We start from the raw sequence: 24970 nt of genomic DNA on the forward strand, positions 1-24970 counted from the left end.
CTTATTGCTTGTTCAGGCTGGGTTTGGCGAAAGCAGGCTGAGCTGCCATACCACCACCGGCCGGAGCCTTGTCATGCCCGTGATGCGAACTTTGCGGGCCGAGCCGGGCATATTTGAACATCAGATACATCTCGGCGGCGATGAAGGAGCTATAGAGCAGCACAAAGCCGATCAAGGAAAAAATCATGTAGCCGACGCTATGACTGGAGGCAGAAACAAAGGTCGGTAGCATGTTGTACACCGTCCACGGTTGCCGGCCATTTTCGGCGGTAATCCAGCCGAACTCGCAGGCGAACCAGGGCAGGGGAATGCTCCACATGGCCACTTTCAGCAACAGGGGATGTTTTTCGATATCATTCTTGAGGCTGAAATAAGCCGCAAAGGCGAAAATGGCGAGCATGATGAAACCAAAAGCCACCATGATGCGGAAAGCCCAGAATTCTACCCAGACATTGGGAACGGTTTCCTGCGCGGTTTTGTCCACCACGCTGGTCATATTGCCGGCATCGACCTTTTTCAGATCCTGATCGGGAGCGTACTGCATGGCCAGGAAGCCGTAGCCCATATCGGCCTGATATTGTTTGAAGGTCGCCAAAGCCTGCAGGTTGCTGTGGTCATGATTGTATTCCTTCAGCGCCACCATGGCCTTGATGCCATTGACCACCTTGGGTTTGGCTTCATCCACCAGTTGATGAATGCCGGGAATGACCGTGTCTTCGGAATGGGTCAGCAAAGGCGTCAATACATAGGGAATACCTATTTCGAACAGGTTTTTCCCAGCCGTCTTGTCTGGAAAGGCAATCAGATTCCAGGAAGCGGATGCCGTGTTGTAATCGGTGTTCCAGATGGCTTCCATGGCCGCCACTTTCATGGGTTGGGCCTTGGCATCAATAAAGCCCAGGGCGTCACCCAGGGTGACTACACCAATGGTGGAAATCACGCCGAAAACAGCCGCAATACGGAAGGAGCGCAGGGCGATGTCCTTGCGCTTGTTGGTGAGCAGGTAAAAGGCACTGATCCCCATGACGAACATGGAGCCGGTCACAAAACCCGCGATGGAAGTATGGACAAACTTGGCCTGGGCATCTTCATTGAATATCAGTTGCACAAAGCTGCTGAATTCCAGGCGCATGGTGTTGGGATCAAAGGTGCCGCCCCGGGGATCCTGCATGAAACCATTGGCAATCAGAATCCATAAGGCGGAGAGATTGGAGCCCAGTGCCACCAGATAGGTGACGACCAGGTGAGCCTTGGCACTGATCCGATCCCAGCCGAAAAACATGATGCCCACAAAAGTGGATTCCATGAAAAAGGCCATCAGCCCTTCAATGGCCAGGGGTGTACCAAAAATATCGCCCACGAAATGCGAGTACATGGACCAGTTGGTGCCGAACTCAAATTCCATGGTGAGGCCGGTAGCCACACCCAGGGCAAAGTTGATTCCGAACAGCTTGCCCCAGAACTGGGTCATTTCCTTATAAATGGGCTTTCCGGTGATGACATACACTGATTCCATAGTGGCCAGGATAAAGGTCAGGCCCAGAGTCAGGGGAACAAACAAAAAGTGGTACAGAGCGGTAAGCGCAAATTGCAGGCGCGAAAGCTCGACCACCGTGGGATTGATTAACATATCCATGAACATCCTCCTACAAAGAAACCGGAGCGTTACGATCCGGACTATAACGGTGCACCTCTTCATCCGGTGCCCCGGGGTTTTTTACAGCTTGACTGGTGCTGAACAGTCGGGAGTATTTTTCAAACATTTCCCGATGCCCACGTTTGTTATGGAACCAGTGGTCTTTGCGGCGGATTTCTTCAACGCTGGTCAGGCGTCTTCCTTTATTTTCCAGACCGGGATAAACCAGAGTTTCTCCCGGGAGAGTCATCAATTGCTGAGTAATGCTTTGATATAAGATGCGTGCGGCATCGCTGCTGGGACAGGGCAGGGTACTGTTGACCAGCAGGGTCTTGCCGGTGAACAGGCGGTCTTCCCAGTAGTAAGTCACTGCGCAAGGGCTGTGTCCCGGCGTATGCAATACCTGCAGGCTTTGCTCGCCAAAATAGAGAATGTCCTTGTGGCGCAGACGCAGATCCAGAGCCGCATCCTTAGTGCTTTCGTGGGCGACCATGCGGGCAGCGCTGCCCGATTTCAACTGCTCACCGGCAATAAGCTGCTCCGCATCGTAATGGGTTTGCAGGATATAGGTCAGGATTAACCCCCGTTCATCGATGAAACGGGTCATGCTGTCCAGAAGTTCTGGCACCGGATCAATGATAACGGCCTCCCTGGTGACGGGATCGCCCAGCAGATAACTGAGTGTGCCTTTGTGCGTATGGCAGAGTTGTCTGAAAATCATGGGTTCCATCCTGAGTGGTTCACGAACACGCAGTATCAGCAAAGTCCGTGCCATTTTCAGATGTGTATATGCCAATATTTTTATAATTTAAAAGTATATACTATTCAAATGGTTAATTATTTTCAAAAACTTTGAAGGTGAAGCCGGCGGAGATCAGCAGGCAGCCATGGCTTGGCCAACTGTCAAAATTGACATAGACGATCTGGCAGAGACTGCTACAATTGTCAGGGCACACACCGGATTGTTGAGGGTTCATGACCGATTTGCTCAAGCAATTACGACCGGAAATGACTTCATTACTGGATTGTTTTAGTACCCCGGCAGTCCTCTTATGCAGTGATTACACGGTCCTGGCCGCCAATCAGGCCTATCGACGGACTTTTGGGGATGGCAAACCCCTGCAAGGACGGCGTTGTGCCGAAATCATGGCGGAGGCAGGATTTTCCTGTCAGCAGAGTGGCAATCATTGTCCTCTGGATACCTGTCAGCAGACGGGTGTGGACCAGCATGTGGTGCATACCCACAATGTCGGTAACACCCGGATTGATTTATATCCCATCCGCAAGAGCGGGCCGAAGTGGTTTACTTTCTGGAACTGCTCAATGTCGTCCCGGGTGATGCCGCCCGCGTCGCACCGGCCATGGTCGGACAATCACCAGCCTGGCGGGAAATGATACGCCTGATCAGGCGGGTAGCACCCGGCGAAGCGGCTGTGCTGCTGCTCGGGGAATCCGGAACCGGTAAGGAACTGGCCGCAGCGGCTGTCCATGAGGCCAGCACCCGGCATCGCGGTCCTTTCATTACGGTAGACTGCTCCGGTTTGCCGGAGACACTTTTTGAAAGTGAACTATTCGGCCATGAAAAAGGGGCATTTACGGGGGCACACACACGAAAAACCGGTCTGGTGGAGGCAGCCAACGGGGGTACTTTGTTTCTCGACGAAGTGGGTGACATTCCCCTGAGCCTGCAGGTGAAGCTGCTGCGCCTCCTGGAAACCGGGACGTTCCGCCGGGTCGGGGGAGTAGAGCCGCTACGCTCCCAATTCCGGCTGATTTCCGCCACCCACCGCAACCTCGAAAAAATGGTGGCTGAAGAACGCTTCCGGCAGGACCTTTACTATCGCATCAACACGTTTCCCATCACTTTGCCGGCTTTGCGTGAACGTCTGGACGACATTCCCCTGTTGGCCGAAGCTATCCTTCAGCGCATTCCGGTGGCCAAGGGCTTGCAGTTGCATCCGGAAACCCTGCAGTTACTGGAGCGGTATGCTTTTCCGGGAAACATCCGGGAGTTGCGCAATATTCTCGAAAGAGCCGCATTGCTGGCCGAGGAGCAGTGGATTCTTCCCCGGCATTTACCCCCGGCTTTGCAGCCGGCGCCATCCCTCCCCCAAGAGGGCGCGCAGAAACTGCCCGGAGTGGACGCGCTGGTGCCTCTGGCAGAGCTGGAAGCGCAATATTTGCGCTGGGCACGGGGTACTTTTCCGGGCGATCGACGCAGTCTGGCCGAGCGTCTGGGTGTCAGTGAACGCACCCTGTATCGTAAACTGGATGCTTTGAAGGAGGCTCATCCCCATGAGTGAACACATCTGGCCGGAAGGCTTGTGGATTCGTCCCGCCCGTGAGGAAATGGCACCCTGCATTGTGTTGCTGCATGGTCTGGGAGCTTGCAAAGAGGATTTGCTGCCTCTCGCAGAACATATGGACCCCGAGAAACAATTTCGTTGGGTCATCCCCGATGCGCCAGTGCAGTCCGTTACCCTCAACGCCGGGCGCAAAATGCGCGCCTGGTATGATATTTACGGTCTGGGTCAGGATTCGGAAGAAGATGCTGCAGGCATGCAAAGCATGGGGCAACGCCTGGCTTTGTTGCTGAATCATGAAAAAGCCGACGGCCAGCCCCTGATCCTCGGCGGGTTCTCACAGGGTGGAGCGATGTCTCTCTATCTGGCTTTACATCAGGCTTATCCCTTGGCCGCCGTGCTGGCTCTCAGCGCCTATCTGCCGTTACGTCAGCAGCTTCCCAGAGCGCAACAGTCTGTCCCGATTTTTTGGGGGCATGGCCGTTCCGATCCCGTTCTGCCATTGCATTATATGGAAATTGCTCGACAAATCCTCGAATCAGAGGGGTATGTGCTCAGTACGCATACCTATCCCATGGATCATCATATTTGTGCGGATGAACTCGCGGATGCACGGCAATTTGTGGACAATATCCTGCCGGATAATAAGGTAACATCATGAATACTATATGGATTGAGCAGTTTGTGCATATTCTCGCGGTGATCGTCTGGATTGGCGGTTTGTTTTTTGTGACGATGGTACTGGCCCCGACCCTGAAAAAGGAAATCAGCCAGAACAGCACGCGCATTGCCCTGATGCATGTGTTGCTGCGGCGTTTCTTTTTCTGGGTGCTCATCGCCTCGCTGTTGCTACTGTTGACCGGCTACAGCATGGTATTTGTTTTTTATGGAGGTTTCGCCGCTCTGTCTGTTCCGGTATGGCTGATGGTTGTTCTTGGCACCATCATGGTCATGATTGTTTTGCACACCTTTTTTGCGCCGCTTAAGCGTTTGCGGCGGGCAGTGCGGGATCAGGACTGGCAGGCAGGCGCCAAGGCGCTGGGACAGGTGAGAATGTTGGCTAACATCAATCTCAGCCTGTCTTTTGTGGTCATTCTGGTAGGAATATGGGGCGTGTTCGGCACGCCCTGGTAAAGTACCTTAAAGCGCGTCGGTAGGTTCGCCGGTACCAAAAATCTGTGCTTCCAGTCCCCAGCGGGCCGCCAGCGTTTCGGTAGCGTTGACCAGTTCCTCGGCGCGCGAGGGATGGTTGACGCGGGTTTCGGCAATGCGGCGCAAGGCCTCCTCACGATTGCCACTATTGGCGAGGAGATGAATCAGTTCCCCGGCATCCCGGCCGACAATTTCGCCTCCCAGTAATTCACCGCTGTCCATGTCCGCCAGCAACCGCACAAAACCGGCGGTGTCATCCTGCCCCAGGGCGCGAGGAGAAGTCTCAAAGGCAGCAAAGCCCACGGCTGGCTCAAAACCCTCATCCTCGGCCGTATCTTCATCCAGGCCAATGCGCGCCAGTTCCACGGCGGAATACACCAGTTCCGGTACCCAGGCAGGATTGCGTGCAGTTTTTTCCTCGCTGAGCAGATTATGAACGATGATCTGTGCATCGCTCATGGCCTGATTGGCATTCATGATCGGCCCCACCACATCACCCAGTGCGAAAATGCCAGGCTCTGCGGTTTCCAGATAAGTATCGGTTTCCACAAAGCCCTGTTCATCCAGTTGAACGGCTGTGTTTTCCAGGCCCAGTCCCTGGGTGAAGGCCTGCCGCCCCGTGGCAAGCAGCACCCAGTCGCCCTGAACCTGCCGTCCGTCTTCCGCAAATACGGACACTCCCCAGGCGTCCTCTTCAATGCGGCTCACCCGGAAATGTTCCTGGGCCTGAATGTCGAGGGTATGGAGAGCGGCCTTCAGAGTATCCTTGGCCTGGGGTGAATACTGGGTATGGGACAGGGAAGGGGAGTTCACCAGCCACTGTACTTCCTTGCCCAGTTGCCGGAAAATATAGGCAAATTCGGTGCCGATGACGCCGCCACCGATAAGAATGACGCGTTTACCGGCAGGGGCAGCGTCGTCGTAGAGCATATCGCTGGTGAGTACTTTCCCGGGGATGGTCTGGATGCCACGGGGCAGTGCGGGCGTGGAGCCCGTGGCGATGATGCTGTAGCGAGTCTGTATCTGCTGGGTTTCACCATCATGACCATGGACAACGATGGTCCGTGGATCCTGAAAACTGCCGAGGCCATCCAACAGTTGTACGCCCAGTCGCTTGAGGTAATCGACATAACTGCTGCGTACCGTTTTTACAACCTGATGCTGATGTTCCCAGGCTTGGGTCATGTCCCCCGCCAAAGCCGGACCAACAACCCCGCGTTGCGCATAATGCCGGCTTTGTTCAATCCACTTGGCCGTTTCGTGCCAGTCCTTTTTAGGTACACACCCGCGATTGAGGCAGGTTCCACCCCAGGTGGCGCTTTCGACAATGGCCACCTTCCGGCCACGTAAAGCCCCCAGCACCGCTGCCCGATAGCCGCCGGGACCGCTGCCAATAATGGTGATATCTGCTTGATAGTTTTTCATAAACTCATCCTTTTCATGTGCTTGAAGCTTTTTTCAAAAGCTGGTTATGAGCTTCGTGGAGCCCATAAATAATGCTGTTGTTATTCAGCGACGCCATCATATTTGTTATGACCCTGCTCACTAGGCCCCGGTTACCGCACCAGTTTAACAGGATTTGACGATAAATTAATATTTTCAGACTGTTGCATTCTCCCGCTCAAAACATGGGATTGCCTGCATGACGTTTCGCGGCATTGTTTGCGGGCAATTCTGGTGCAGCACGTCGGGCTGAAGCGACAGATTGACGGAGATAAATTTAATAAATTCATTTTTAACAGTCAGTTAAAATATTGGCATGGGCTTTGCTTTATGGCTGGTATGCGTAAATATCCTCATCATATATCCCCTGTGAAGCTTGCTTCAGCTCTGTTGCTCGGCCTGACTGGCTGGGCGTTTAGTGCTGTGGCTCTGGCTGGCGATTTTAACATGCAGACGGTGGAGTCCAAGGCCTCCAGGCTGGTGGAACGGTCATACAATCCCAAGCCCCTGCCGATTCCTGCCTTCCTCAAAAATCTCACTCCTGCACAATATAGTCAGATTCAGGATACTTCACCCCTCTGGCAAAATGACAATACCCCTTTCCAGGCGCAGTTCTACCTGCCGGGTTCCTGGTTTCATCAGCCGGAGATCATCCGGGAAGTGATCAATGGTCAGGTCCGTACCATTCCCTTCAAGCTCAGCGACTTCAGCTTCGGCGATCTCAAAGTACCTGCAGATCTGCCCAGCGATCTGGGTTATGCCGGTTTTCGTTTGCTGGCCCCCCTCAACACGCCGCCCAGTTACAACGAATTTATTTCCTTTCTGGGGGCGACGTATTTCCGTGCGGTCGGGAAACACGCCATCTATGGCACTTCCGCCCGTGGTCTGGGGATCGATACCGCCCAGCCTTCCGGTGAAATTTTCCCGTATTTCAAGGAAATCTGGCTGGAAAAACCCAAAGCCGGCGCTCAGGACATGGTCGTATATGCGCTCATGGACAGTCCGGTTGCGACCGGGGCTTATCGTTTCACCATCCAGCCCGGCGACAGTACCACTGTACAGGTTCAGGCGACCATCTACCTACGCAAACCGGTGCAGGTTCTGGAGCTTGCTCCCCTCACCAGCATGTACTGGCATGGGCATGGTCGCGGCATTACGGCCGGAGACTGGCATCCCGCCCAGCATGATTCCAGCGATCTGGTCATGGCGGATGGTAATGGCGAATGGCTGACCCGACCCATTGATAATCCGCTGCAGATTCAAACCACGACCTACAGTATGGACCATCCCGTGGGTTTCGGGTTGATTCAGCAGGATCGTCAGTTTTCCGCCTATCAAGGTATCGAAACCCAGTATCAGCGGCGTCCCAGTGTCTGGGTGCAGCCGGTGGGTGATTGGGGGAAGGGACAGGTACGCTTGGTGGAGCTGCCTACCAATAACCGCGACATGGATAATATTGATGTGTTCTGGGTGCCTGCGCAGGAACCCGCCCCGAAGACCCCCCTGCATTTTGCCTACAACCTGCGCTTCTTCCTGGATAACCAAGGCTTGATTCCCTTGGCCCATCCGGTGGGTACCTATCTGGGTGATGACCCCAAAACGCCCGGGGCGCGTACGGTGGTGATTGATTTTGCAGATGGTGCGCTGACAAATCTGCCCGGCAGCATGCCCATTGTGGCGCATCTCAGTGCTGAAAATGGCGGCAAGGTGCTCAGTCAAAAGCTGGAATGGGACGCCAAAGCGCATTTTTGGCGGGTGATTGCAGTCATTCAACCCCAGCCGGGCACCCCGAGTAATGTACGTTGTTATTTAACCCTCGATAAGCAGGTGATGACCAATACCTGGACTTATCTTCTACATGCGGCAAAGGAGTAGGTGTCATGTTTAAAGATGAATCAAGCTACAGCGTCAATCCTGCGGGCGAAGGCTTGCCGGCTTGGTCAGCAGAGGCCATGGTCGTCGCCCACAGCGCACCGGTTCTTGTCCGTATGGAGCGTTACCTGGCGCGACTGGCGCTCACCGACGCCCAGCGCTTGTGGATCCGCGCCCAGGTGGTCACCCAGATGCAAGAAGTGACTGCAGACCAGGATGCCCTCTCTGCCCGGGCTTTTGCCAGTATGCATCAAGCGCTGGCAACCCTGGGTGATGGTGACGAGTTGGATGCCCGGTTGGATCTTTCCCTGAATATCCCGGTCAATGGGTCTCAGGATTTACATTCCTGCCGTTGGTTGCGGCAGCAGGTGGCTCCAGCCATTCATCGCAGTACGATGGCCTCTCTCCCCATGGATCGTTCCTGGCTGAGCGCGGTGTCCCGCCTGTGGCAAATGCTGTTCAGCCGCAGCAAGGTGCTGGTCAGTCGTCGCGTTCTCACTGGAGAGGCCTGAATTGATCCGTACCCCGGCCCGGCCGTGGGAAACCATCAGCCGCTACCGACGCTATTGGCTCAGTGCTTTTATCATTTTCCCGGCGTGCAGTGCCGGCTTGATGCTCGATCAGGTATTGGCTGATCGTTTACCCCTCTGGCTGGAAATTCCGACCCTTCTGATTTTTTCCATGCTCTTTGCCTGGATCTCCGCCGGGTTCTGGACGGCTCTGGTTGGCTTCATTCTGCTCATGAGCGGGCGCACGGATACCGCTCCCGGCAGTCCGGAGTTGCGTCTTGCGGAACCCAATCCGCACAATAAAGTGGCTATCCTCATGCCCATCTACAATGAGGAAGTGGAACGTGTTGCCGCAGGCTTGCAGGCGACTTTCAAATCCTTGCAACGCGCCGGGGCTCTGGCCCATTTTGAGTTTTTTTTGCTGAGTGACACTCGCATTCCGGATGTCTGGCTCCGGGAAGAACTGGTCTGGTCGGCTCTTTGCGAATCTCTGGATGCCTTCGGTAAAATTCACTACCGGCGGCGTCCTGTCAATAACAAGGCCAAAAGTGGCAATGTCGCCGATTTTTGCCGGCGTTGGGGACGCGATTACGAATATATGGTGGTCCTCGACGCCGATAGTGTCATGAATGGCGAAACCCTGTACCGGATGCTGGAAATGATGGAGGGGAATCCTCAGGTGGGGATTATCCAGACCCAGCCCGTCGCGGTGAACCGGGAAACGCTCTATGCGCGTCTGCAGCAATTTGCCCAGCATTTGTACGGGCCGGTTTTCAGCGCAGGATTACGTTTCTGGCAGTTGGGTGACGGCCATTATATCGGACACAATGCCATATTGCGCACGGCACCTTTCACCGAATATTGTGCGCTACCGGTGCTGCCCGGACGGCCGCCCCTGGGGGGTCCGCTGTTAAGTCATGATTTTGTCGAGGCGGCCCTGATGGCTAGAAATGGCTGGGAAGTCTGGTTTGTGCCCAGTCTGCCCGGCAGCTATGAAGAAGTGCCACCCACCCTGATCGATGACCTGAAACGGGATCGGCGCTGGGCCCAGGGAAATATGCAGCATCTACGCCTGCTGGCGGGAGAGGGGTTGCGCTCTGCCCATCGCTTTTTATTCATCAATGGTGCCATGTCTTTTCTGGCTGCACCGCTCTGGGGATTGTTTCTGATTCTCGGCGCTCTGGGCTCCCTGCATTGGGCCGGGGGTGGAAATGACGATACGGTCACCCCATTTCATTGGGGAAGCAGCATCGATCCACTGCCTTTCTGGTTGTTTGGCGTAACGGCGGTTTTGCTGCTCTCCCCCAAGTGGATGGCTATTCTCTGGGTGGCCCGTCAGCCGGGCCGACGTCAGCAGTTTGGGGGTTTGTTTCGTCTGATTCTCAGCATGTTGATGGAAAGTGTGTTTTCCGTGCTGATGGCCCCCATCAGGATGGCTTTTCACAGCCAATTTGTAATTCAGACGCTGTCGGGAAAAGGCGTACGCTGGGGGGCTCAGGTGCGCGGTGATCAGGAAACCAGTTGGCCTGTGGCCTTGCGGTTTTTTGGTTGGTGTTCTGCCCTGGGATTGGTGCTTGCGGTAGCCCTTTACCCTTTTTTGGGATTCTGGCATTTTGTCTGGCTGGTGCCGATTTTGGGGGGGCTGATGGCCGCCGTACCCTTGGGTGTCTGGACCAGTCGGCCCGGTTTGGGACGCTGGGCACGCCAGCACCGCCTGTTTGTGATACCGGAAGAAGTGCTGGTACCCGAAGAGTTGCAGGCCCTGGATAGTGACAGTGTGGCTTATCTGCCCCATATCGAGGGGGACGCCTTTGTGCAGGTCGTGGTAGATCCGCGCTTCAATGCCATTCATAGCGCCCTGCAGCGCAATCGCACTGGATTATGGCCGCGCGCGGCCAGCCTCTGTCACAAGGCGCTGGAAGAAGGTCCGCAGCAACTGAGTAACCGCGAGCGGAATATTCTTTTAAGTGATCGTAATTCCATGCTGTCTCTGCATCGTGCCGTATGGTCCATGAATGACCGGAAACGCTTGACGGCCTGGGGCCTGGAGAGTGACGATCAGGATGAGTTCATCCACGAAGCGGGGCAGTAAGACCATGGCAAAAAACGGGGAAACGCTGGATCTCATGGCGTTGGCAGGTATTCGTAATGACCTGGAAGACATGCGCGCGCGGGCACAGGCGGGAGATCCGGTCGCCCAGTTCAACATGGGTGTAAAATACGCCGAAGGTATCGACGTTCCACAGAATTATCAGGAAGCAGCGCGCTGGTACAGCGCTGCTGCAGACCAAAATGATGCGCCTGCGCAATTCAACCTGGGGCTGCTGTTTTATCAGGGGCAGGGATTGCAACAAGACCTGCCCAGCGCCTACGAATTGTTCAGCCTGGCGGCTGCCCAGGGAGATACCCGCGCCCAGGCGGGCATGACCGCTATTCTCAGTGAGGTTTCAGCAGAGCAGGCTGAGCTGCTCATCGCCCAGTTCGGGCGGGGTGATCAGGGATCCAGCACTCATTGAATAGTCAACAGTCAACCTGAGAGGACTGTTGACACGAAAAGGTGCCATTCCTAGCGCCGGTTGCGGATTTCCGATAAACGCTCGGTATGTTGGCCTTTCCCACCCAGATAACCCGGTACAATACTTTCAATAGCGGTTGCCTGGATGCCGAACACTTCCTGCAAGTCTTTTCTACTGCAGATGTTATCTACAGACAGGGATCGCAAATTATCACGGGTCAGCACCTTGCCGGGAAGTTTTTCCATCACCCCGGCCTGCAGGTCGCCGAGCAGGGGACAGAGGGGGATCACCTTGCGGTGGGTGCCGATCAGACTTTGGGTATAAGCAATCAGCTCTCCCAGGGTGTACACCTTGGGGCCGCAAAGATCATAGGCTTTGCCATAGGTTTTTTCATTGTCGATAGACTGCACAAAAGCGCTGACCACGTCCTCTATCCATACTGGTTGCATTTTTGCTTGGGTACCAGCCATGGGCAGGAAAAAAGGGATGTTGCGCAGTAATTGCGCGAAGCGGTTGAAAAAGCTGTCGCCTTCGCCAAATATGATGGAAGGACGGAATGAGGTTACCTTGAGTCCTCGTCCCCAGAGCAGTTTCGGGCCATTCAGATAATTGAAGTAGCCATTTTGGGCGCTATTCTCACCAGACTGCCGCACAATTTCTTCACCAATACCTTTGGAGCGCAAATAGGCACTAGGTGCAATGGGATTCGCCCCCAGAGCGCTCATGTGCAGAAGGCGGGGGATGCCGAGATGCCCGCATAAATTGGCGACGCGACGGGGTAATTCGATATGGTTTTTTTCAAAATCGCCGTGGCGTTCGGGCGGGTAGTCTGTTCGCCCGGGGCGGTTCTCGTTAAGAATGCCCACCAGATTGATCACCACATCCCGTCCCTGCAGTTGCTGCTCCAGGGCGATGGACTCATGCACATTACATTCGACCACTTCTACCTGTGGCAGAACCAGCAGATTTTCGCGGTTACGCTCACGATTGCGGGTCAGAATACGGACTTGATGTCCTTCCTGACTAAGCCTTTCCGCCAGATGTCTGCCGACAAAACCCGTGCCACCCAGAATACAGATCTTGTGTGTTGCCATGCGCTGGTACTCCTCCGCAAATTATCCATGAGAGCATAGCACAGGTTACCGGCTCCGGAAGGTGCAGAAAGTTTGAATCAGGGCATGAAGGTAGGCTATAAGGAAGGCCTGTTGAGGAGATTGCGATGGCAGAATGTTCCATGAACAAAGGCGTGCGTCGGGGTGGGCAAATCGCCGCTCTGGGCGCTTTGATTGTCGCGTTGGCCATTATTGCCGGCGCAATGGGTGACCATCTGGTGGCGGGGCAGGTAAGTAAAAGCTCTCTGCATGTCTACGATATTGCCGTACATTTTCAGGTGTACAACGGGCTGGGGCTGGTGTTGGCGGGGATCCTGATACGTTTGTGGGGTACCCGGCGCTTGCTCTGCCTTGCGGCTCTACTCATGGCCCTGGGTGTGTTACTGTTCTGTGGCGGCCTTTATATGCTGGTCATCACAGGTCAGCAATTCTGGGCCATATTCGCGCCCTTTGGGGGCACAGCCTGGATTGTAGCCTGGTTGTTGCTCGCGCTGGGGCTCTGGCGCGCATCTGCACAAATCAAGGAATAAAATAATGTTGATAGCTAAAAATGACGCCTATCATAAACAACTGGATTTTGCCGATGCCGAAACCGGCGATGTGTTCTGGGTCGTCGAGCACGTTCCCTACAGTGGTACTATCAAGGGGGTGCAAAAATACACGGTTACTGAAATCCAGTCAAAATGGGTGCTTTGCTTGTCTGATGCGGGTAAAAAGCTGAAAATAAAACGCAGCATGTTGCAGGAAAACTGTTACCTGGAAAACGACCCTTACTTTGCCGAGATCAAAAAAACTTTCGCCATCAGTAGTCAGGTAGAAATGGTCCGCAAGCTGGTCAAAGATCATGAAAGCCGGGATTTTGATCAGGAAGTAGTGGATGCTATTCTTGCTTGGCAAAAAAGGGTAATAATGCGCCAAGAGCAGTGATATGCCTCCATGGACAAGCCTGCAATCTGCAGCCTATGCTTGAGCAGAAGCCAAGAGGTAAGGTTGTCATTCAGATAGAACGCCATGTACATTTTTTTTCGCAATGCTCGACATCAAAATCTATATCTAGGTCAAAGTGATTGCCCTTGATGCTCCAGAAGCATCCCAAGTAAAACGCCTGGGTTTTCTGCGTGGACAGATTCAGGTGCCCGATGATTTTAATACATTGGCTACGGATCAAATCCAACACTGGTTTGAAAGCGGAAAATGAAGTTACTGCTGGATACGCATATTCTTATTTGGACGGTAGCCAGATTTTCAGATTTGGTTAGGCTGGTTTAAATATCTGCTCCATTCCCAGCCTGTAAGAGGTTAATTCGGTGTGCTTACCGTGCTTTATTTTCCGAATTCTGAGGGAACCCCTATTTCGACAGGAGAATGCCATGCTAGTACGGGTAGATAGAGAAGCTGATGCGGTGTAACTGGAACTGACCTCGGTGCCCATTCATGAAAGTGAAGAAGTAGCCGATGGCATTATCCTGGACTACGATAAAGACGGTAATATCGTCGGCGTAGAAATCCTGGACGCCTCAAAAAAAAGCCACCAGATCGGCGCAGCGTTCTTCCACCTCTAGGCCACCGGCAGTCCTGGCAGATTCTTGCGCTCATTATTACAATGTTATAACATTGCAAGACCATATCATGAGAGGTGCTATATGCGTACCAGCATACGGAAAATCGGTAATTCGCGCGGCATTCTCATTCCATCGGCGTTTCTGACCGAATGTGGAATCGGCGACCATGTGGACATTTGCATGGACGGTCATTCTCTGCTTATTAAACCGGTACAAGAGCTGCGTGCCGGATGGTTTGCGGGGTACCGCCCGGAAAATGACGTGGAGCCGTTGTATGACTTGTCCGTGGATGAAGGCGACAAGGACTGGACATGGTGAAGCGTGGCGAGGTGTATTGGGTGAACATCGATCCCACTGTCGGTACGGAAATCAGAAAGACGCGCCCGGCGCTGATTGTCTCACCAGACGATCTCAACGACACCTTGCCCCGAGTCATCATAGCTCCCCTCACCAGCGGCGGACAGCGACTAGGTTGCCGCCCCGAGTTAGACTTTGCGGGTAAGTCTGCGCGCATTCTGCTCGATCAGATCCGCAGCATCGACAAACGCCGTCTATCCGGGAAAATAGGCGAGATACCGATTACCCTATGGCATTCTGTGCTTATGGAAATGCTGAGTTAAAACTGCTAAAGAAAGCGCGCTGCGGTTTCACACCATGTGTCCGGCCCAGACTTCCAGCTCTGTATTGCGCCGGTGTTCCTTCTGTCAGCACCTGCAGTCGGTCTAGTCCGCGCAGAATAAGCTATCAGCACACTTGCGGCCAGATGGGTATCGCCACCCTGACGGGTATGCTTGCACTCTGATCTTAGCCAGACTAGACTAATTGCGGTTTTTTGGAGATTGTCCCAATGCCGACCATCAATATGTTACAAGCCAAATCCTCTCTGTCGCGTCTGGTACAGGCCATCGAGCAGGGGGAGGAACGCGAAATCATCATTGCCCGCAATGGCCGCCCGGCGGCGAAGCTGGTAGCTGTGGATGTCGCGCCTGCCGGTCAACGGCTCGGTATCGCCAAAGGAAAATTCGAGGTGCCGGACGATATCGATGCATACAACGATGAGCTTACCCATCTTTTTCGAGGCAAAGAACCATTTTGAATCTGCTGCTGGATACCCATGTAGCCCTATGGGCAATCACCGACAGCCCAAAACTATCCCGGCAGGCGCGAGAACTGCTGCAAACACCACAGGCGAGCATCTGGATCAGCGTTGCCAGCGTATGGGAAATCGCCATCAAGCATAGCCTGGGTCGTGGCGATATGCCCGTATCCAGTCAGGACGCCGTGCGCTATTTCCGAGAGTCTGGTTATCGCTTCCTGACCATCGAAGCTGAACATGCCTTGGCGTTGGAGAGCCTGCCGACCCATCACCAGGATCCTTTTGACCGTATTCTCGTAGCCCAAGCGATGGTCGAACCGATGCACCTCCTGACCCATGATGCTACGGTGGCACTTTACAATGATACCATCCTTAAAATTTAAATAGCCGCCGTAGCTTCATGACCAATACCGAGAAGAAGCCGTTCAGGCGTCAGGAAAAATCTGCTCCAGGCCGATACCATCCAGCACCTGCTCAGCCCAGGCTTCCAGTTCTGTGGTGCTGGCAGCTTCCAGGCGGGCCTGAATCCGGGGGGGCAGGGGGCCCAAAGCGCTTTTGCAACAAGCGGCTTAACATGAGCTGTTCGCCGCGCTCCATCCCTTGTTGCATCCCGCGTTCCATGCCCAGCCCGTAAGAGGGTAATTCGGTGATCAAGACTTCGCTCAACATGGTCTGTTCCTCCTTCTGTTCCACCTCCAGGCCCAGGAGGATGCGGGCAATATCCAGGGTGATGCGCTTGCGCAACTCATTGGATGCTATATCTTTTCCTGCATGGGGGCTTCTGTTGCCATTCTGTTCTACGCCGAATAAGGCATCAGCCGATTTGCGGCCAGGGATTTTCCATTGCGCGGATATGCGCTAGGCTGCAGCCCCGTACAGATTCAGTTCCAAGTAACAAGCTATCGAAACTCCAGGCACAAGACTTAAACTGATCCGCAAAGTTCCGCCCGCGTCGTCAGCAAAAACATCCGACCCATAATGGCATCCAACAGGAGCGCCGAACGACCTGACGCTGCCGGTTTTATGGATTCAGTTTATCTGTATCCGGGAATGAGATGATATGCGGGTATAGCAGGCAGGGTTGGGATGGCGGTGTTATCCCTTGCGGGCTGGTAGTCTATAAACTACACTTAAATCATGGGAGCTGATGCCGTTAACCACCATGTGATGGAACTCCAGCAAACCGGGATATTCCGGAAATGGTGGATGAAACTCAAGGATGAGCGTGCCAAGGGCCTCATTGCTTCTCGGCTAAGTCGTCTGGCTTACGGTCATGCGGGGGATGTATCCCCGGTCGGTGACGGCATCAGCGAATTGCGGATACATCATGGCCCCGGTTATCGCGTGTATTTCCAACAGCGCGGTCATCAAATTATGGTCCTGCTCTGTGGTGGCGACAAAAGCACACAGGATAAGGATATTGCCCGCGCTAAGCGGATTGCAAAGCAAGTGGAGTGACGGATATGACAGAAAAATTGACCTCTTTCGACCCTGCCGAGGGGCTGACCTCTGAGGAAGCTATCGCAGCATTTATGGCCGACGCCTTCGAGTCCGGTGATGTGGGCTATGTTGCTCATGCCCTGGGTGTGGTGGCCCGTGCCAAGGGCATGACCCAGATTGCCGAACAGACCGGGCTTTCCCGAGAGCAGCTATACCGGTCGTTTAGCGAACGGGGTAATCCTACGCTCAAGACAACCATCGCGGTGATGAAAGCCTTGGGAATCGCTCTGACCGCCAAGGGGCGATATGCGTACCCGCATACGGAAAATCGGTAATTCTCTGCTTATTAAACCGGAAATGCTGAGTTAAAACCGCTAAAGGAAGCGTGCTGCGGTTTCACAGCATGTGCCCGGCCCGGACTTCCAGCTCTGTAGTGCGCCGGGAGTGCCTTCCGTCAGCACCTGCATCCGGTCCAGAATATACCGGCAACAAGCGTCTCATCATGAGCTGTTCGCCGCGTTCTCCCTTGCAGCAGTCAGGCATCAGGAAAAATCTGCTCCAGGCCCAGCCCATCCAGCACCTGCTCAGCCCAGGCTTCCAGTTCTGTGGTGCTGGCAGCTTCCAGGCGGGCCTGAATCCGGGGGGGCAGGGGGCCAAAACGCTTTTGCAGCAAGCGGCTCAACATGAGCTGTTCGCCGCGTTCCATCCCTTGTTGCATCCCGCGCGTCAGGCCTTGTACCATCCCGCGCTCCATCCCGCGCTCCATCCCGCGTTCCATTCCCAGCCCGTAAGAGGGTAATTCGGTGATCAAGACTTCGCTCAACATGGTCTGTTCCTCCTTGACGACTTCGTACAAATTGCGGTTGCTCGACAGAATCTCCAGCATTTTCAGATAATCCCGAAAACGCGCCGGGGTGCCTTCCGTCAGCACCTGCAACCGGTCCAGAATATACCGGATGACCGCCCGTGGCGAACGATCCTGAAAATCGCATAAAACCGCCAGCACCAGGGCATCGGGACTGTCCTCGGCCAGCAGGCGGGCGCAATCCACCCGATGCATATCCACGATTTCATACTGATAATCCAGCCCCGTCTGGCGCAGACCTGAAGCCATCCGCAAAGGTTCCTTGCCAATATACAAGAGCACCTGGCGGATGTCCTCATCCGAGCATTGCAGGCACAGATCGCTGCGATAGCGGAGCATCCGGCAGGGCATTTGCCCGTCGTTGCCGTTCTGGACCTCGATGTGCAGCAAAAACTGACCCGCCGGACCGGCCATGCGTGCCACCAGATCCGCGCGCCGCTCCTCCACCCGGGGATGGCTGCTTTCCACGATCTCGGCCTGTTCCACCTCCAGGCCCAGGAGGATGCGGGCAATATCCAGGGTGATGCGCTTGAGCAAATCCTTGGATACCACATCCTTTTCCTGCATGGTCTGCCCTCCGCTACCCCGCTACGCGCAGAATAAGCCATCAGTCGGATTGCTGCCAGAGGTTTCCATTGCGCTGATACGCGATGGACAGCAGCATCTTTGACCTTGTGGTATATGTTGGTAATATACGTTTATGGATATTTGGGCAGCAAAAGTTGCAGGCTTTGATTGGGATCAAGGTAACTCACGTAAGATCGTGGAAAAACATGATGTTAGCCAATCAGAAGCGGAGGCCGTTTTCTTTAATGAACCGCTTTTGGTACTGCAAGATGCCAAACACAGCCACGCAGAAATCCGTTACCACGCACTGGGTAAAACCGATGATGCTAGGTTGCTCCATATTACTTTCACGTTGAGACAAAGCGGTACCATGATTCGTGTGATTTCTGCGCGGGACATGCACGCAAAGAGAGGACCATTTATGAGCAATCTGAGAAAGACGCCTGAATTCAAAGACGAAGCCGAAGAAAGGGTGTTTTGGGAAAATCATGACTCTGCTGATTATCTGGACTGGAGTCAGGCTCAACGTGCCTCTTTTCCCAAGCTGAAACCCTCTACCAGAACCATATCATTGCGTTTGCCCGAAACTTTGCTGGATCGCATCAAAATTGAAGCAAACAAGCGCGATATGCCCTATCAATCACTCATCAAAGTGTGGCTTTCTGATGACGTCAACGAAAGTCGCCGGACGGACTGAGGCGCTTTTATAGTGATTCAATCCCTAAAATTTAAATCGCGGCTGTAGCGCCTTAGCCATTGCCAAGGATAAGCCACTCAGGCGTCAGAAAAAATCTGCTCCAGCCCGAGTCCATCCAGCACCTGCTCAGCCCAGGCTTCCAGCTCTGTGGTGCTGGCAGCTTCCAGGCGGGCCTGAATCCGGGGGGGGGCAAAACGCTTCTGTGCAGCAAACGGCTCAACAGGAGCTATTCACCGTGTTCCATCCCTTGTTGAGTGACAAGCAATTCAACAAAATCAACTTAATAATTCACTACTCGCCATCCTATTACCTTTACCGAGCTTCCATTTTGATAGAAGGCAGGGAACTGCCCAGATGTGCCAGGTTTACCCGCAGCAGATTGAATAAGGGTTCTGCCGTTGGTTGATATAATGGTAGGCGTATATGCAGTACCGTACCCGATGAGAATGGGGCCAGTTGTATTGCTATTGTTTAGTTCAAAAACACCTGATGGAAAGGCCCCATTTATAAGCTTATAGAAATAGTAATAAGCAGAATTTTCACCGCATGTATCCGCTGCAGGACTTTTAGTAACCGGAGCGATAATTGCCCCGTTGTTAATGGCAATAGGTGCAGACAAGACTGAGGAGCTGGGCATTGCAGGTATAGACGGGGAGGTGTCTGTACCTGCATAGGTTGTGCCGCCTCCCGTATAGCTGGCCCATAAGGCTTGCCAGATAGTTCCTGACTTCTGAAATACGGTGAACCCATTAGGTCCTTGCACGGTAAGGTAATAATTGCCTAAATAGTAACTGGTAGTAATATATTGCGCTATGGTGCTTAAACCGGAACTGCTCGTTGCCCATGGTGCATATGATGCGGCTGCCGTACTGGTACTTGTGCCAAAGCTGGAAGCAGTAATGATTGATGAAAAACCGCTCAATTGCCCAGATGTTGTGGTAGTGCCGGAAATCTGGGGGATGATGGTAACCGGCATGGAGTAAACATATCCATTAGAACTGCCAATATACAGGTTGTTATTCGTATCAATGCTTAATGCACTGGAAGCAACAAAAGGCAGTTGATCATGAAACGTTGCCCCTGTACCCACGTTTACGCCGACCAGGTAACTCGTGGTAGTTGAGTTTATGTTTTGGTTAACCACCCACAAGGCCCAAGTCTGTCCAAAATCATTGCCAGTAGTAGTGACTTGGTAAAAAACCGGTGATTGAGAAATAGGCTGGGTAAAAGAAGCTCCAAGATCATTTTCGGAAACCACTTTAGCCAAGCTTGCAGTGCTCGTACCAGTCAGTTGAAGATCGTATAATATACCCCCACCCAAGGCGCTACCAACAACATACGTATGCCAATTCCCGTTGGCGTCAGTGGCATCGATGGAAGCATACCCACCTTGCATGCTTTGTCCACGCCAAAAGGTATTATAGTTTTTGAGCTGGTTTAACAAACCATAAGGCACCCAAGCCCAGGACAAGGTGGGTGAACCGCCCGTAGCCCCATTATAGCTGATACCATAAAGAAAACCATTATTGGACGAAAACACAACCTGATTTTTTCTGGTAGAGTGGTTGTTTGCAAAAGTCGTATACGTATTACTGCCATTATCAGCAGAAAGCAAAACAGAATTGTCCGGTGGCAGGATTATTTGTGGCGTACTGGTAGTCGGAAGCCCTAGAGTCCAGTTTGCTGCCCTACCACCAAGATAAGCGCTGTTCGTGGATGCAGCAGGATTGATGGTGTAATTGGCAATGATGCTCGGCGTCAAACCACTGGGCAGGTTCGAACCAAAAGCGGCTGGATAGGAGCTTGCCGCAGTGGATAATGCAATGGCCGAACCTGATACGATGTTACCGCTTGAGCTGGTTGGCGCTGTGGTATAAACCAGCGGGCTGGAACCAGAAACAGCAGTAGATATGACGGTATTGGCATTCCAGACTGCGCTCGAAGTAGCTGTTGCCGTAACTCCGGTTGTGCTAAACGGAAAGGCATACAAATTGCCTTGCCCAGTACTTTTATTGATGTTTTCTTGCACAAATTCTAGAGAGTTATTGGTAGCGGTGGCTGTAGAGGCAATCGGTGAGGTAATGGTGTTGCTCAGAATATTCGCAATAATGGAAGACAAGGCCGAGTTGAGTTCTGATGTGGATTGCGCAGAATAGTAGTAACCTGTACCGCCCGCTTGAGCAATAGCGGTCAATATGGCTTGGCCATCAAGCGCCTCACTATTTTGAGCGCCACTTTCTGCAGTATTGGGATTGACTGCTGATCCCACACCCAGAACATAGGTTTTTATACCCGCCTGATTTAGTGCAGCCGCTTGTTGGATAGCTTCTACAGCCGCTTGATTTTGGTTGGCTGAGGTGCTGGCTGTAGACGCAGTAATATTGTTAAAACCGAATGTTGATGCTGCCTGACTTCCCAAAGGCGGATATATGTGGCCGTTCAGTCCTTGGGTGGGCTGACCGTTGGTAATGAGGATAACGTACTTCTGACCACATGTAGAAGGGGGTGCAGATGACCCAGTACTATCATAATAATCTAATACTGTTTTTAATGCGCCTGCCATGGGGGTATGACCAGCGCCAGCCTCAATAGGCACAAAAGATTGGGCATAATCAAAACTGCTGGCTGGATTTATCAATGGTGCCGGTGCTATTGCGTTGGCGATTTCAGTTAATGCATTCAGTGAACCTATTTTTGCTATTATCTTACCTTGCGGAGTTGAGTTTGTTTGTTTTATTACCGTGCTCCCAAAAAAAGCATATCCACGCGCCGCTGTCCAGACTTCCGGTGTTTGTGTTAAATAACCTGGATTTGATGGACCGAAAGAGTTTGGCCCGCTTTCGTTAAATGTTGCCGCGTTATAAATTGATGTGGGCGCTTTGTAGGTATATTGGTAATTATTGTAATAATAATTGTAATAAGTTGGGGTGGTAAGTTGTGTTTTATAATAATTAAAGTTATAACCTAGTGCGCCGTAATAGTTGTAATATATATTGTTCCCAGAAAAAAAAGAAGAGTACAATACGCTGTTAATCATTGGGTTATCGCTGCTATCGCTAATGTTTAGATACTGATCATAATAACTTGGTGAATTTGTGTAGTTGTAGTGGAGAAAAAAATAATAGCCTATATTCTGACAGGAGCTAGAGTTATTGTTATAACAGGGATTTTTAACATATTGGATTCCTAAAGTGCCATCAGGTTTTGTTTGTGAAAAAGAGTTTGAAGTTAATCCATTTTCAAACATATAATAAATAGATGAGTATCTGTCATTCAAATTACCAGAATATTTATAATCTTCTAATCCAAACTGAATGCTATCCGTATAGTTCACATTACCAATGATGTTGGAGACAGCCTGTTTGGCAGCATTCAACATCGATGGGCTATTATCGAGATACAAGTTGTATCCATTGGAGTTAATGTTATTACAAACACTGATTGCCGGTGCGGTAAAGCCAGAAGTATTGTTGCAGTTAACTGTATACGGTACTTGGCTGTTTGCAGACCCATAAGCTATAGGAGCAGAACTTCCAGACTGATAATTGACGGGTGAAGAAGAGTTATTGTTTTCCGTGACGATACCTGAACCCGTCATGATCGCTCCAGATAGTCCGGTAGTAGGATCCTTGACTACGCCAGCCATACCTTGCGAGTTATCAATGATGATCATCACCTGTGGCTGACTGCCGGCAGGCGTGTTGTTAATGGTGATGCCGGACTGTGGCGGTGTGGCCCAAGCGCTTAACGGGAGCAGAGTGATAGCACTCATTAACAGAGTGGAAAGGGTTTTATTTCGAATTATTTTTTTCATCACTATTTCTCCAGATTCGCCTGTATTGTCACACCAAGGCCTCCGCTATTGGCATTCTCGGCGTGTACATAAGCAATATAATAATATGTGCCATTGGATGTATTCGGTCCAATCGGATAGACAACGTAGTACACATTAAAGTTAAAATTTCCATAGTTAACTGGTGTTACCCCACAAGTGTTCTGGTTTGCACAGTTTTGCCAAAAGCTTTGTGCCGGTGCAGTTGGTCTGGTGTTGCTGGATGTGGGCACTGCATACCAGGGGCCTGGACTTGAAGTGGGCGGATTTGCGGCTAAAGTTGAAAGTAGATTTTTTGCATTTTGAAGACCTATTTCTGTTGCCTCCTGGGCAGCATTTTGTACCGCCAGATTGCTAGCGATGAGGGTGTTGTTCTTGTTGAGGTACAAATAGGCCAGCAGCGCCAAAGTTATAGCAAATATTAAAACCAAAACGACGACCAGTATTGCACCGCGCTCATCTTGTTCAGAGGGTTTTGTGCGCTTTGAATTTCTGTCCGAGCATCTAATGAGCGACTGTAAGCTCACGAACCTTTTTGTAAAAATCATTTATTGCTCCAATATTCCATTACGCACGGGTATTACTGTCTGGAACAAGTGGTATTCATAGTGTCGGCAGTTACCCTGCAGGCATCCCGGCCCACCGTAGGTCGGGACCGGGTAGGTGTTTCCAAGGATTGAAAAAGTCGCCGGACTAAGGCTGTTGGGCAGATAGCGAGTGCTGCGGATAAGCATGGCAAGCTGCACAGCAACGATAGTATAAGTGCTGGGTGAATATCCGCCGGAAGTCGAGTATTCGCCGGGCGATATCCAGGTAGGACCATTCGTGTTATTTGCGCTGCTGACCCCGTATTGAATCTGTAAATCGACTACACCGGAAGCCAGCGCTTGGGGAGCGGGATTGGCACCGGAGTTGGTTGTGTATTGCGTCAGATATAATGTAGGAGTTCCAGACTGAGTGGAACCCGGGGGGGTATCCAGAATCTGAAATTGATTTACCACGAAATCTGCATTGCCCAAGTCATAAAGAGGCGCATTAGTAAAATCCCCTGCTGAAATTGTTGTGCCGGTAACTGCCGCTATTTGAGAAAAAATTTGATTGGTATTGATGTTGGCGCAGGAAGCCCCGCCGGAATTCATTGTGATGGTGCCATTACCACCGCCATTACCACCGCCATTACCACCGCCATTACCACCGCCATTACCACCGCCATTACACGAGCCAACACCACCCACTGTGGTGATTTCACCAAAAATACAGGTGCCTCCACTGTTGGCTGGAACTATTAGCGCCATGTCGCCAGGATTCAACATGCTGCTACTATTTACTTGTAGGTTCGCAGCGTTCAGGTTGGGTATACTTGCAACCGTTGTTGCCGGTGCACCCCCAAAGCTGCCGCCACCAATGACTGTACTGAAACTGTAGGTGCCGCCAGCGGTGTATCCAGTACTTTGTACGGAAGCGGTGATTGCTGTTAGTAATAAAGGTGCCGCACCGGTATTTGAATATCCTACTAGCCCGTTGGGACACTGGCTAATATTTGGCAACCCATACCCTGCCGACTCGATGGCCTGGCGCATGATGGCCAGGGCGTTGCGGCCCCGCTGCCACATTTCACCATTGGCAGATTGCTGACTCGCGCTTTGGCTGGTGTTCAGAAAAAAACTGAAGATGGCCGTGGCCAGCAGGCCGACCACTACTAGGGACACCAGCAACTCCACCAGGGTGAGGCCATTTTCTTCTGCCGCGCTCCATGAAATGGCGTTTTCTGGATTGCCGATGGCCTGATTTCTGCTGGTGGCGTGGGGGAGGAGGGGGAAGTGTTGCATGTCAGTAGCCCACGATAGTTTGCGTAGTGTAGGTCTGCCCATTACCCCAAGTTACCGAGACTGTGGCAGAACAGGGGCAGGTTGTGGTGCCGTTCAGCGGGGTTACGGCAAAGGTCACCTGGGCTTTGGGTGGCATACCGTAAGCGCTCATAACCTGTGAAACAGGTTTAAGCAGGGAATTACTGGCCTGACTGGCGCTCACCGTTGCTTTATCGAAGCTCAAGGCATTGGCACCATTAGCCCGCAGCACGCCCACGGCACTCTGGGCGATTTCATAGCCCGAGGTCAGGTTCTGGTTCTGGGCGGACATGGAAAAGCTGCCCAGAAACAGGCTCAGGATTCCCAGTGAACCAATGGCGAAAATGGCCAGGGCGGCCATCGCCTCTATCAACGTCAATCCAGTCTGGCCGGAAGCTGAAAGCTCTACGCTGCCAGCGCCGGTCGAAGAATCCCCAGACCTCATACCCAAAGTCTCGAAGTCCAAAGACTCCAAACCCAAAGATTCAAGACAATTTGTTCCGCTGTGCTCCACGAAACTA

At 52.5% G+C, this 24970-nt stretch carries 29 protein-coding genes; 18 read left to right on the forward strand and 11 right to left on the reverse strand.

The window, feature by feature from the left end:
- Position 1: 1 nt before the first annotated feature.
- On the reverse strand, positions 2–1636 hold the full coding sequence (locus tag AC2VLR_RS07280; RefSeq protein ID WP_486881521.1) for a cytochrome ubiquinol oxidase subunit I: 1635 nt from the start codon (positions 1634–1636) through the stop codon (positions 2–4).
- A 10-nt stretch (positions 1637–1646) separates the two neighbouring features.
- On the reverse strand, positions 1647–2357 hold the full coding sequence (locus tag AC2VLR_RS07285; protein WP_486881522.1) for an MBL fold metallo-hydrolase: 711 nt from the start codon (positions 2355–2357) through the stop codon (positions 1647–1649).
- A 254-nt stretch (positions 2358–2611) separates the two neighbouring features.
- On the opposite strand from AC2VLR_RS07285, the gene AC2VLR_RS07290 reads away from it, so the two are divergent.
- The 4 genes from AC2VLR_RS07290 to AC2VLR_RS07305 are packed head-to-tail and all read left to right on the forward strand — an operon-like array spanning position 2612 to position 5073.
- Positions 2612–3031 carry a hypothetical protein gene (locus AC2VLR_RS07290; protein WP_486881523.1) on the forward strand — a complete coding sequence of 140 codons (420 nt, stop codon included), beginning with the start codon at positions 2612–2614 and terminating at the stop codon, positions 3029–3031.
- The gene (locus tag AC2VLR_RS07295) at positions 2935–3939 is read left to right on the forward strand and encodes a sigma-54 interaction domain-containing protein (protein ID WP_486881524.1); all 1005 of its coding nucleotides are present in this window, start codon (positions 2935–2937) and stop codon (positions 3937–3939) included. Before AC2VLR_RS07290 ends, AC2VLR_RS07295 begins: the two co-directional genes overlap by 97 nt.
- Positions 3932–4600 (forward strand): alpha/beta hydrolase, encoded by a 669-nt coding sequence (locus AC2VLR_RS07300; protein WP_486881525.1) that lies wholly within the window; start codon positions 3932–3934, stop codon positions 4598–4600. Before AC2VLR_RS07295 ends, AC2VLR_RS07300 begins: the two co-directional genes overlap by 8 nt.
- On the forward strand, positions 4597–5073 hold the full coding sequence (locus tag AC2VLR_RS07305; RefSeq protein WP_486881526.1) for a DUF4149 domain-containing protein: 477 nt from the start codon (positions 4597–4599) through the stop codon (positions 5071–5073). The genes AC2VLR_RS07300 and AC2VLR_RS07305 overlap by 4 nt, the downstream gene beginning before the upstream one ends.
- 6 nt (positions 5074–5079) lie before the next feature.
- Here the strand turns inward: AC2VLR_RS07305 and AC2VLR_RS07310 are convergent, their stop codons facing one another.
- Entirely contained in the window at positions 5080–6516 is a 1437-nt protein-coding gene (locus AC2VLR_RS07310) for a dihydrolipoyl dehydrogenase family protein (RefSeq protein WP_486881527.1), read from the reverse strand.
- A gap of 357 nt (positions 6517–6873) precedes the next feature.
- Between AC2VLR_RS07310 and AC2VLR_RS07315 the strand changes: the two genes are divergently transcribed.
- From AC2VLR_RS07315 to AC2VLR_RS07330, 4 genes are read left to right on the forward strand one after another with little or no spacing between them, the layout of a single operon-like run.
- Positions 6874–8409 (forward strand): OpgD/OpgG family glucan biosynthesis protein, encoded by a 1536-nt coding sequence (locus AC2VLR_RS07315; RefSeq protein ID WP_486881599.1) that lies wholly within the window; start codon positions 6874–6876, stop codon positions 8407–8409.
- A 5-nt stretch (positions 8410–8414) separates the two neighbouring features.
- Positions 8415–8918, forward strand: a complete 504-nt coding sequence (locus tag AC2VLR_RS07320) for a hypothetical protein (protein WP_486881528.1) — start codon at positions 8415–8417, stop codon at positions 8916–8918.
- Position 8919: 1 nt separating this feature from the next.
- The gene (gene mdoH / locus AC2VLR_RS07325) at positions 8920–11007 is read left to right on the forward strand and encodes a glucans biosynthesis glucosyltransferase MdoH (RefSeq protein ID WP_486881529.1); all 2088 of its coding nucleotides are present in this window, start codon (positions 8920–8922) and stop codon (positions 11005–11007) included.
- Between the two features lie 4 nt (positions 11008–11011).
- The gene (locus AC2VLR_RS07330; RefSeq protein ID WP_486881530.1) at positions 11012–11431 is read left to right on the forward strand and encodes a tetratricopeptide repeat protein; all 420 of its coding nucleotides are present in this window, start codon (positions 11012–11014) and stop codon (positions 11429–11431) included.
- Positions 11432–11481: 50 nt separating this feature from the next.
- Here AC2VLR_RS07330 and AC2VLR_RS07335 read toward each other — a convergent pair whose 3' ends face one another.
- Positions 11482–12525 (reverse strand): complex I NDUFA9 subunit family protein, encoded by a 1044-nt coding sequence (locus AC2VLR_RS07335; RefSeq protein WP_486881531.1) that lies wholly within the window; start codon positions 12523–12525, stop codon positions 11482–11484.
- Positions 12526–12650: 125 nt separating this feature from the next.
- Here AC2VLR_RS07335 and AC2VLR_RS07340 point away from each other — a divergent pair, with 125 nt between their 5' ends.
- The 7 genes from AC2VLR_RS07340 (at position 12651) to AC2VLR_RS07370 (ending at position 15584) form a co-directional block, all read left to right on the forward strand.
- On the forward strand, positions 12651–13073 hold the full coding sequence (locus tag AC2VLR_RS07340; RefSeq protein WP_486881532.1) for a DUF423 domain-containing protein: 423 nt from the start codon (positions 12651–12653) through the stop codon (positions 13071–13073).
- A 4-nt stretch (positions 13074–13077) separates the two neighbouring features.
- Positions 13078–13470, forward strand: coding sequence for a hypothetical protein (locus AC2VLR_RS07345; protein WP_486881533.1), 393 nt, complete (start codon positions 13078–13080; stop codon positions 13468–13470).
- A 488-nt stretch (positions 13471–13958) separates the two neighbouring features.
- Entirely contained in the window at positions 13959–14105 is a 147-nt protein-coding gene (locus AC2VLR_RS07350) for a DUF2283 domain-containing protein (protein WP_486881600.1), read from the forward strand.
- 81 nt (positions 14106–14186) lie between these two features.
- Complete coding sequence (locus tag AC2VLR_RS07355) at positions 14187–14423, forward strand: AbrB/MazE/SpoVT family DNA-binding domain-containing protein (protein WP_486881534.1); 237 nt, start codon at positions 14187–14189, stop codon at positions 14421–14423.
- On the forward strand, positions 14417–14725 hold the full coding sequence (locus AC2VLR_RS07360) for a type II toxin-antitoxin system PemK/MazF family toxin (protein ID WP_486881535.1): 309 nt from the start codon (positions 14417–14419) through the stop codon (positions 14723–14725). Before AC2VLR_RS07355 ends, AC2VLR_RS07360 begins: the two co-directional genes overlap by 7 nt.
- A gap of 227 nt (positions 14726–14952) precedes the next feature.
- A complete protein-coding gene (locus tag AC2VLR_RS07365) occupies positions 14953–15201 on the forward strand; it encodes a type II toxin-antitoxin system Phd/YefM family antitoxin (protein ID WP_486881536.1) in 249 nt (82 codons plus the stop codon).
- On the forward strand, positions 15198–15584 hold the full coding sequence (locus AC2VLR_RS07370; protein WP_486881537.1) for a type II toxin-antitoxin system VapC family toxin: 387 nt from the start codon (positions 15198–15200) through the stop codon (positions 15582–15584). The genes AC2VLR_RS07365 and AC2VLR_RS07370 overlap by 4 nt, the downstream gene beginning before the upstream one ends.
- 42 nt (positions 15585–15626) lie before the next feature.
- On the opposite strand, the gene AC2VLR_RS07375 is transcribed toward AC2VLR_RS07370, so the two are convergent.
- Entirely contained in the window at positions 15627–15749 is a 123-nt protein-coding gene (locus tag AC2VLR_RS07375) for a hypothetical protein (RefSeq protein WP_486881538.1), read from the reverse strand.
- A 619-nt stretch (positions 15750–16368) separates the two neighbouring features.
- Between AC2VLR_RS07375 and AC2VLR_RS07380 the strand changes: the two genes are divergently transcribed.
- Together AC2VLR_RS07380 and AC2VLR_RS07385 are read left to right on the forward strand one after the other, a co-directional pair.
- The gene (locus tag AC2VLR_RS07380; protein ID WP_486881539.1) at positions 16369–16659 is read left to right on the forward strand and encodes a type II toxin-antitoxin system RelE/ParE family toxin; all 291 of its coding nucleotides are present in this window, start codon (positions 16369–16371) and stop codon (positions 16657–16659) included.
- A 5-nt stretch (positions 16660–16664) separates the two neighbouring features.
- A complete protein-coding gene (locus tag AC2VLR_RS07385) occupies positions 16665–16976 on the forward strand; it encodes an addiction module antidote protein (protein ID WP_486881540.1) in 312 nt (103 codons plus the stop codon).
- A 61-nt stretch (positions 16977–17037) separates the two neighbouring features.
- Here the strand turns inward: AC2VLR_RS07385 and AC2VLR_RS07390 are convergent, their stop codons facing one another.
- Both AC2VLR_RS07390 and AC2VLR_RS07395 read right to left on the reverse strand, forming a co-directional pair.
- Positions 17038–17184, reverse strand: a complete 147-nt coding sequence (locus AC2VLR_RS07390; RefSeq protein ID WP_486881541.1) for a hypothetical protein — start codon at positions 17182–17184, stop codon at positions 17038–17040.
- Entirely contained in the window at positions 17177–18073 is an 897-nt protein-coding gene (locus AC2VLR_RS07395; protein WP_486881542.1) for an Rpn family recombination-promoting nuclease/putative transposase, read from the reverse strand. The genes AC2VLR_RS07390 and AC2VLR_RS07395 overlap by 8 nt, the downstream gene beginning before the upstream one ends.
- Positions 18074–18206: 133 nt before the next feature.
- Between AC2VLR_RS07395 and AC2VLR_RS07400 the strand changes: the two genes are divergently transcribed.
- Positions 18207–18770: a CopG family antitoxin gene (locus AC2VLR_RS07400; protein WP_486881543.1), complete on the forward strand. Its 564-nt coding sequence runs from the start codon at positions 18207–18209 to the stop codon at positions 18768–18770.
- A 280-nt stretch (positions 18771–19050) separates the two neighbouring features.
- On the opposite strand, the gene AC2VLR_RS07405 is transcribed toward AC2VLR_RS07400, so the two are convergent.
- Genes AC2VLR_RS07405 through AC2VLR_RS07420 form a run of 4 tightly spaced genes read right to left on the reverse strand, consistent with a single transcriptional unit; the run spans position 19051 to position 24894 of the window.
- The gene (locus AC2VLR_RS07405) at positions 19051–22584 is read right to left on the reverse strand and encodes a pilus assembly protein (protein ID WP_486881544.1); all 3534 of its coding nucleotides are present in this window, start codon (positions 22582–22584) and stop codon (positions 19051–19053) included.
- Positions 22585–22586: 2 nt separating this feature from the next.
- A complete protein-coding gene (locus AC2VLR_RS07410; protein ID WP_486881545.1) occupies positions 22587–23150 on the reverse strand; it encodes a pilus assembly PilX family protein in 564 nt (187 codons plus the stop codon).
- Positions 23151–24473, reverse strand: coding sequence for a PilW family protein (locus tag AC2VLR_RS07415; RefSeq protein WP_486881546.1), 1323 nt, complete (start codon positions 24471–24473; stop codon positions 23151–23153). It lies immediately after the preceding gene.
- The gene (locus tag AC2VLR_RS07420) at positions 24433–24894 is read right to left on the reverse strand and encodes a type IV pilus modification PilV family protein (RefSeq protein WP_486881547.1); all 462 of its coding nucleotides are present in this window, start codon (positions 24892–24894) and stop codon (positions 24433–24435) included. Before AC2VLR_RS07420 ends, AC2VLR_RS07415 begins: the two co-directional genes overlap by 41 nt.
- Positions 24895–24970 lie beyond the last annotated feature (76 nt).

The organism is Acidithiobacillus sp. TH-A117 (genome assembly GCF_057473465.1).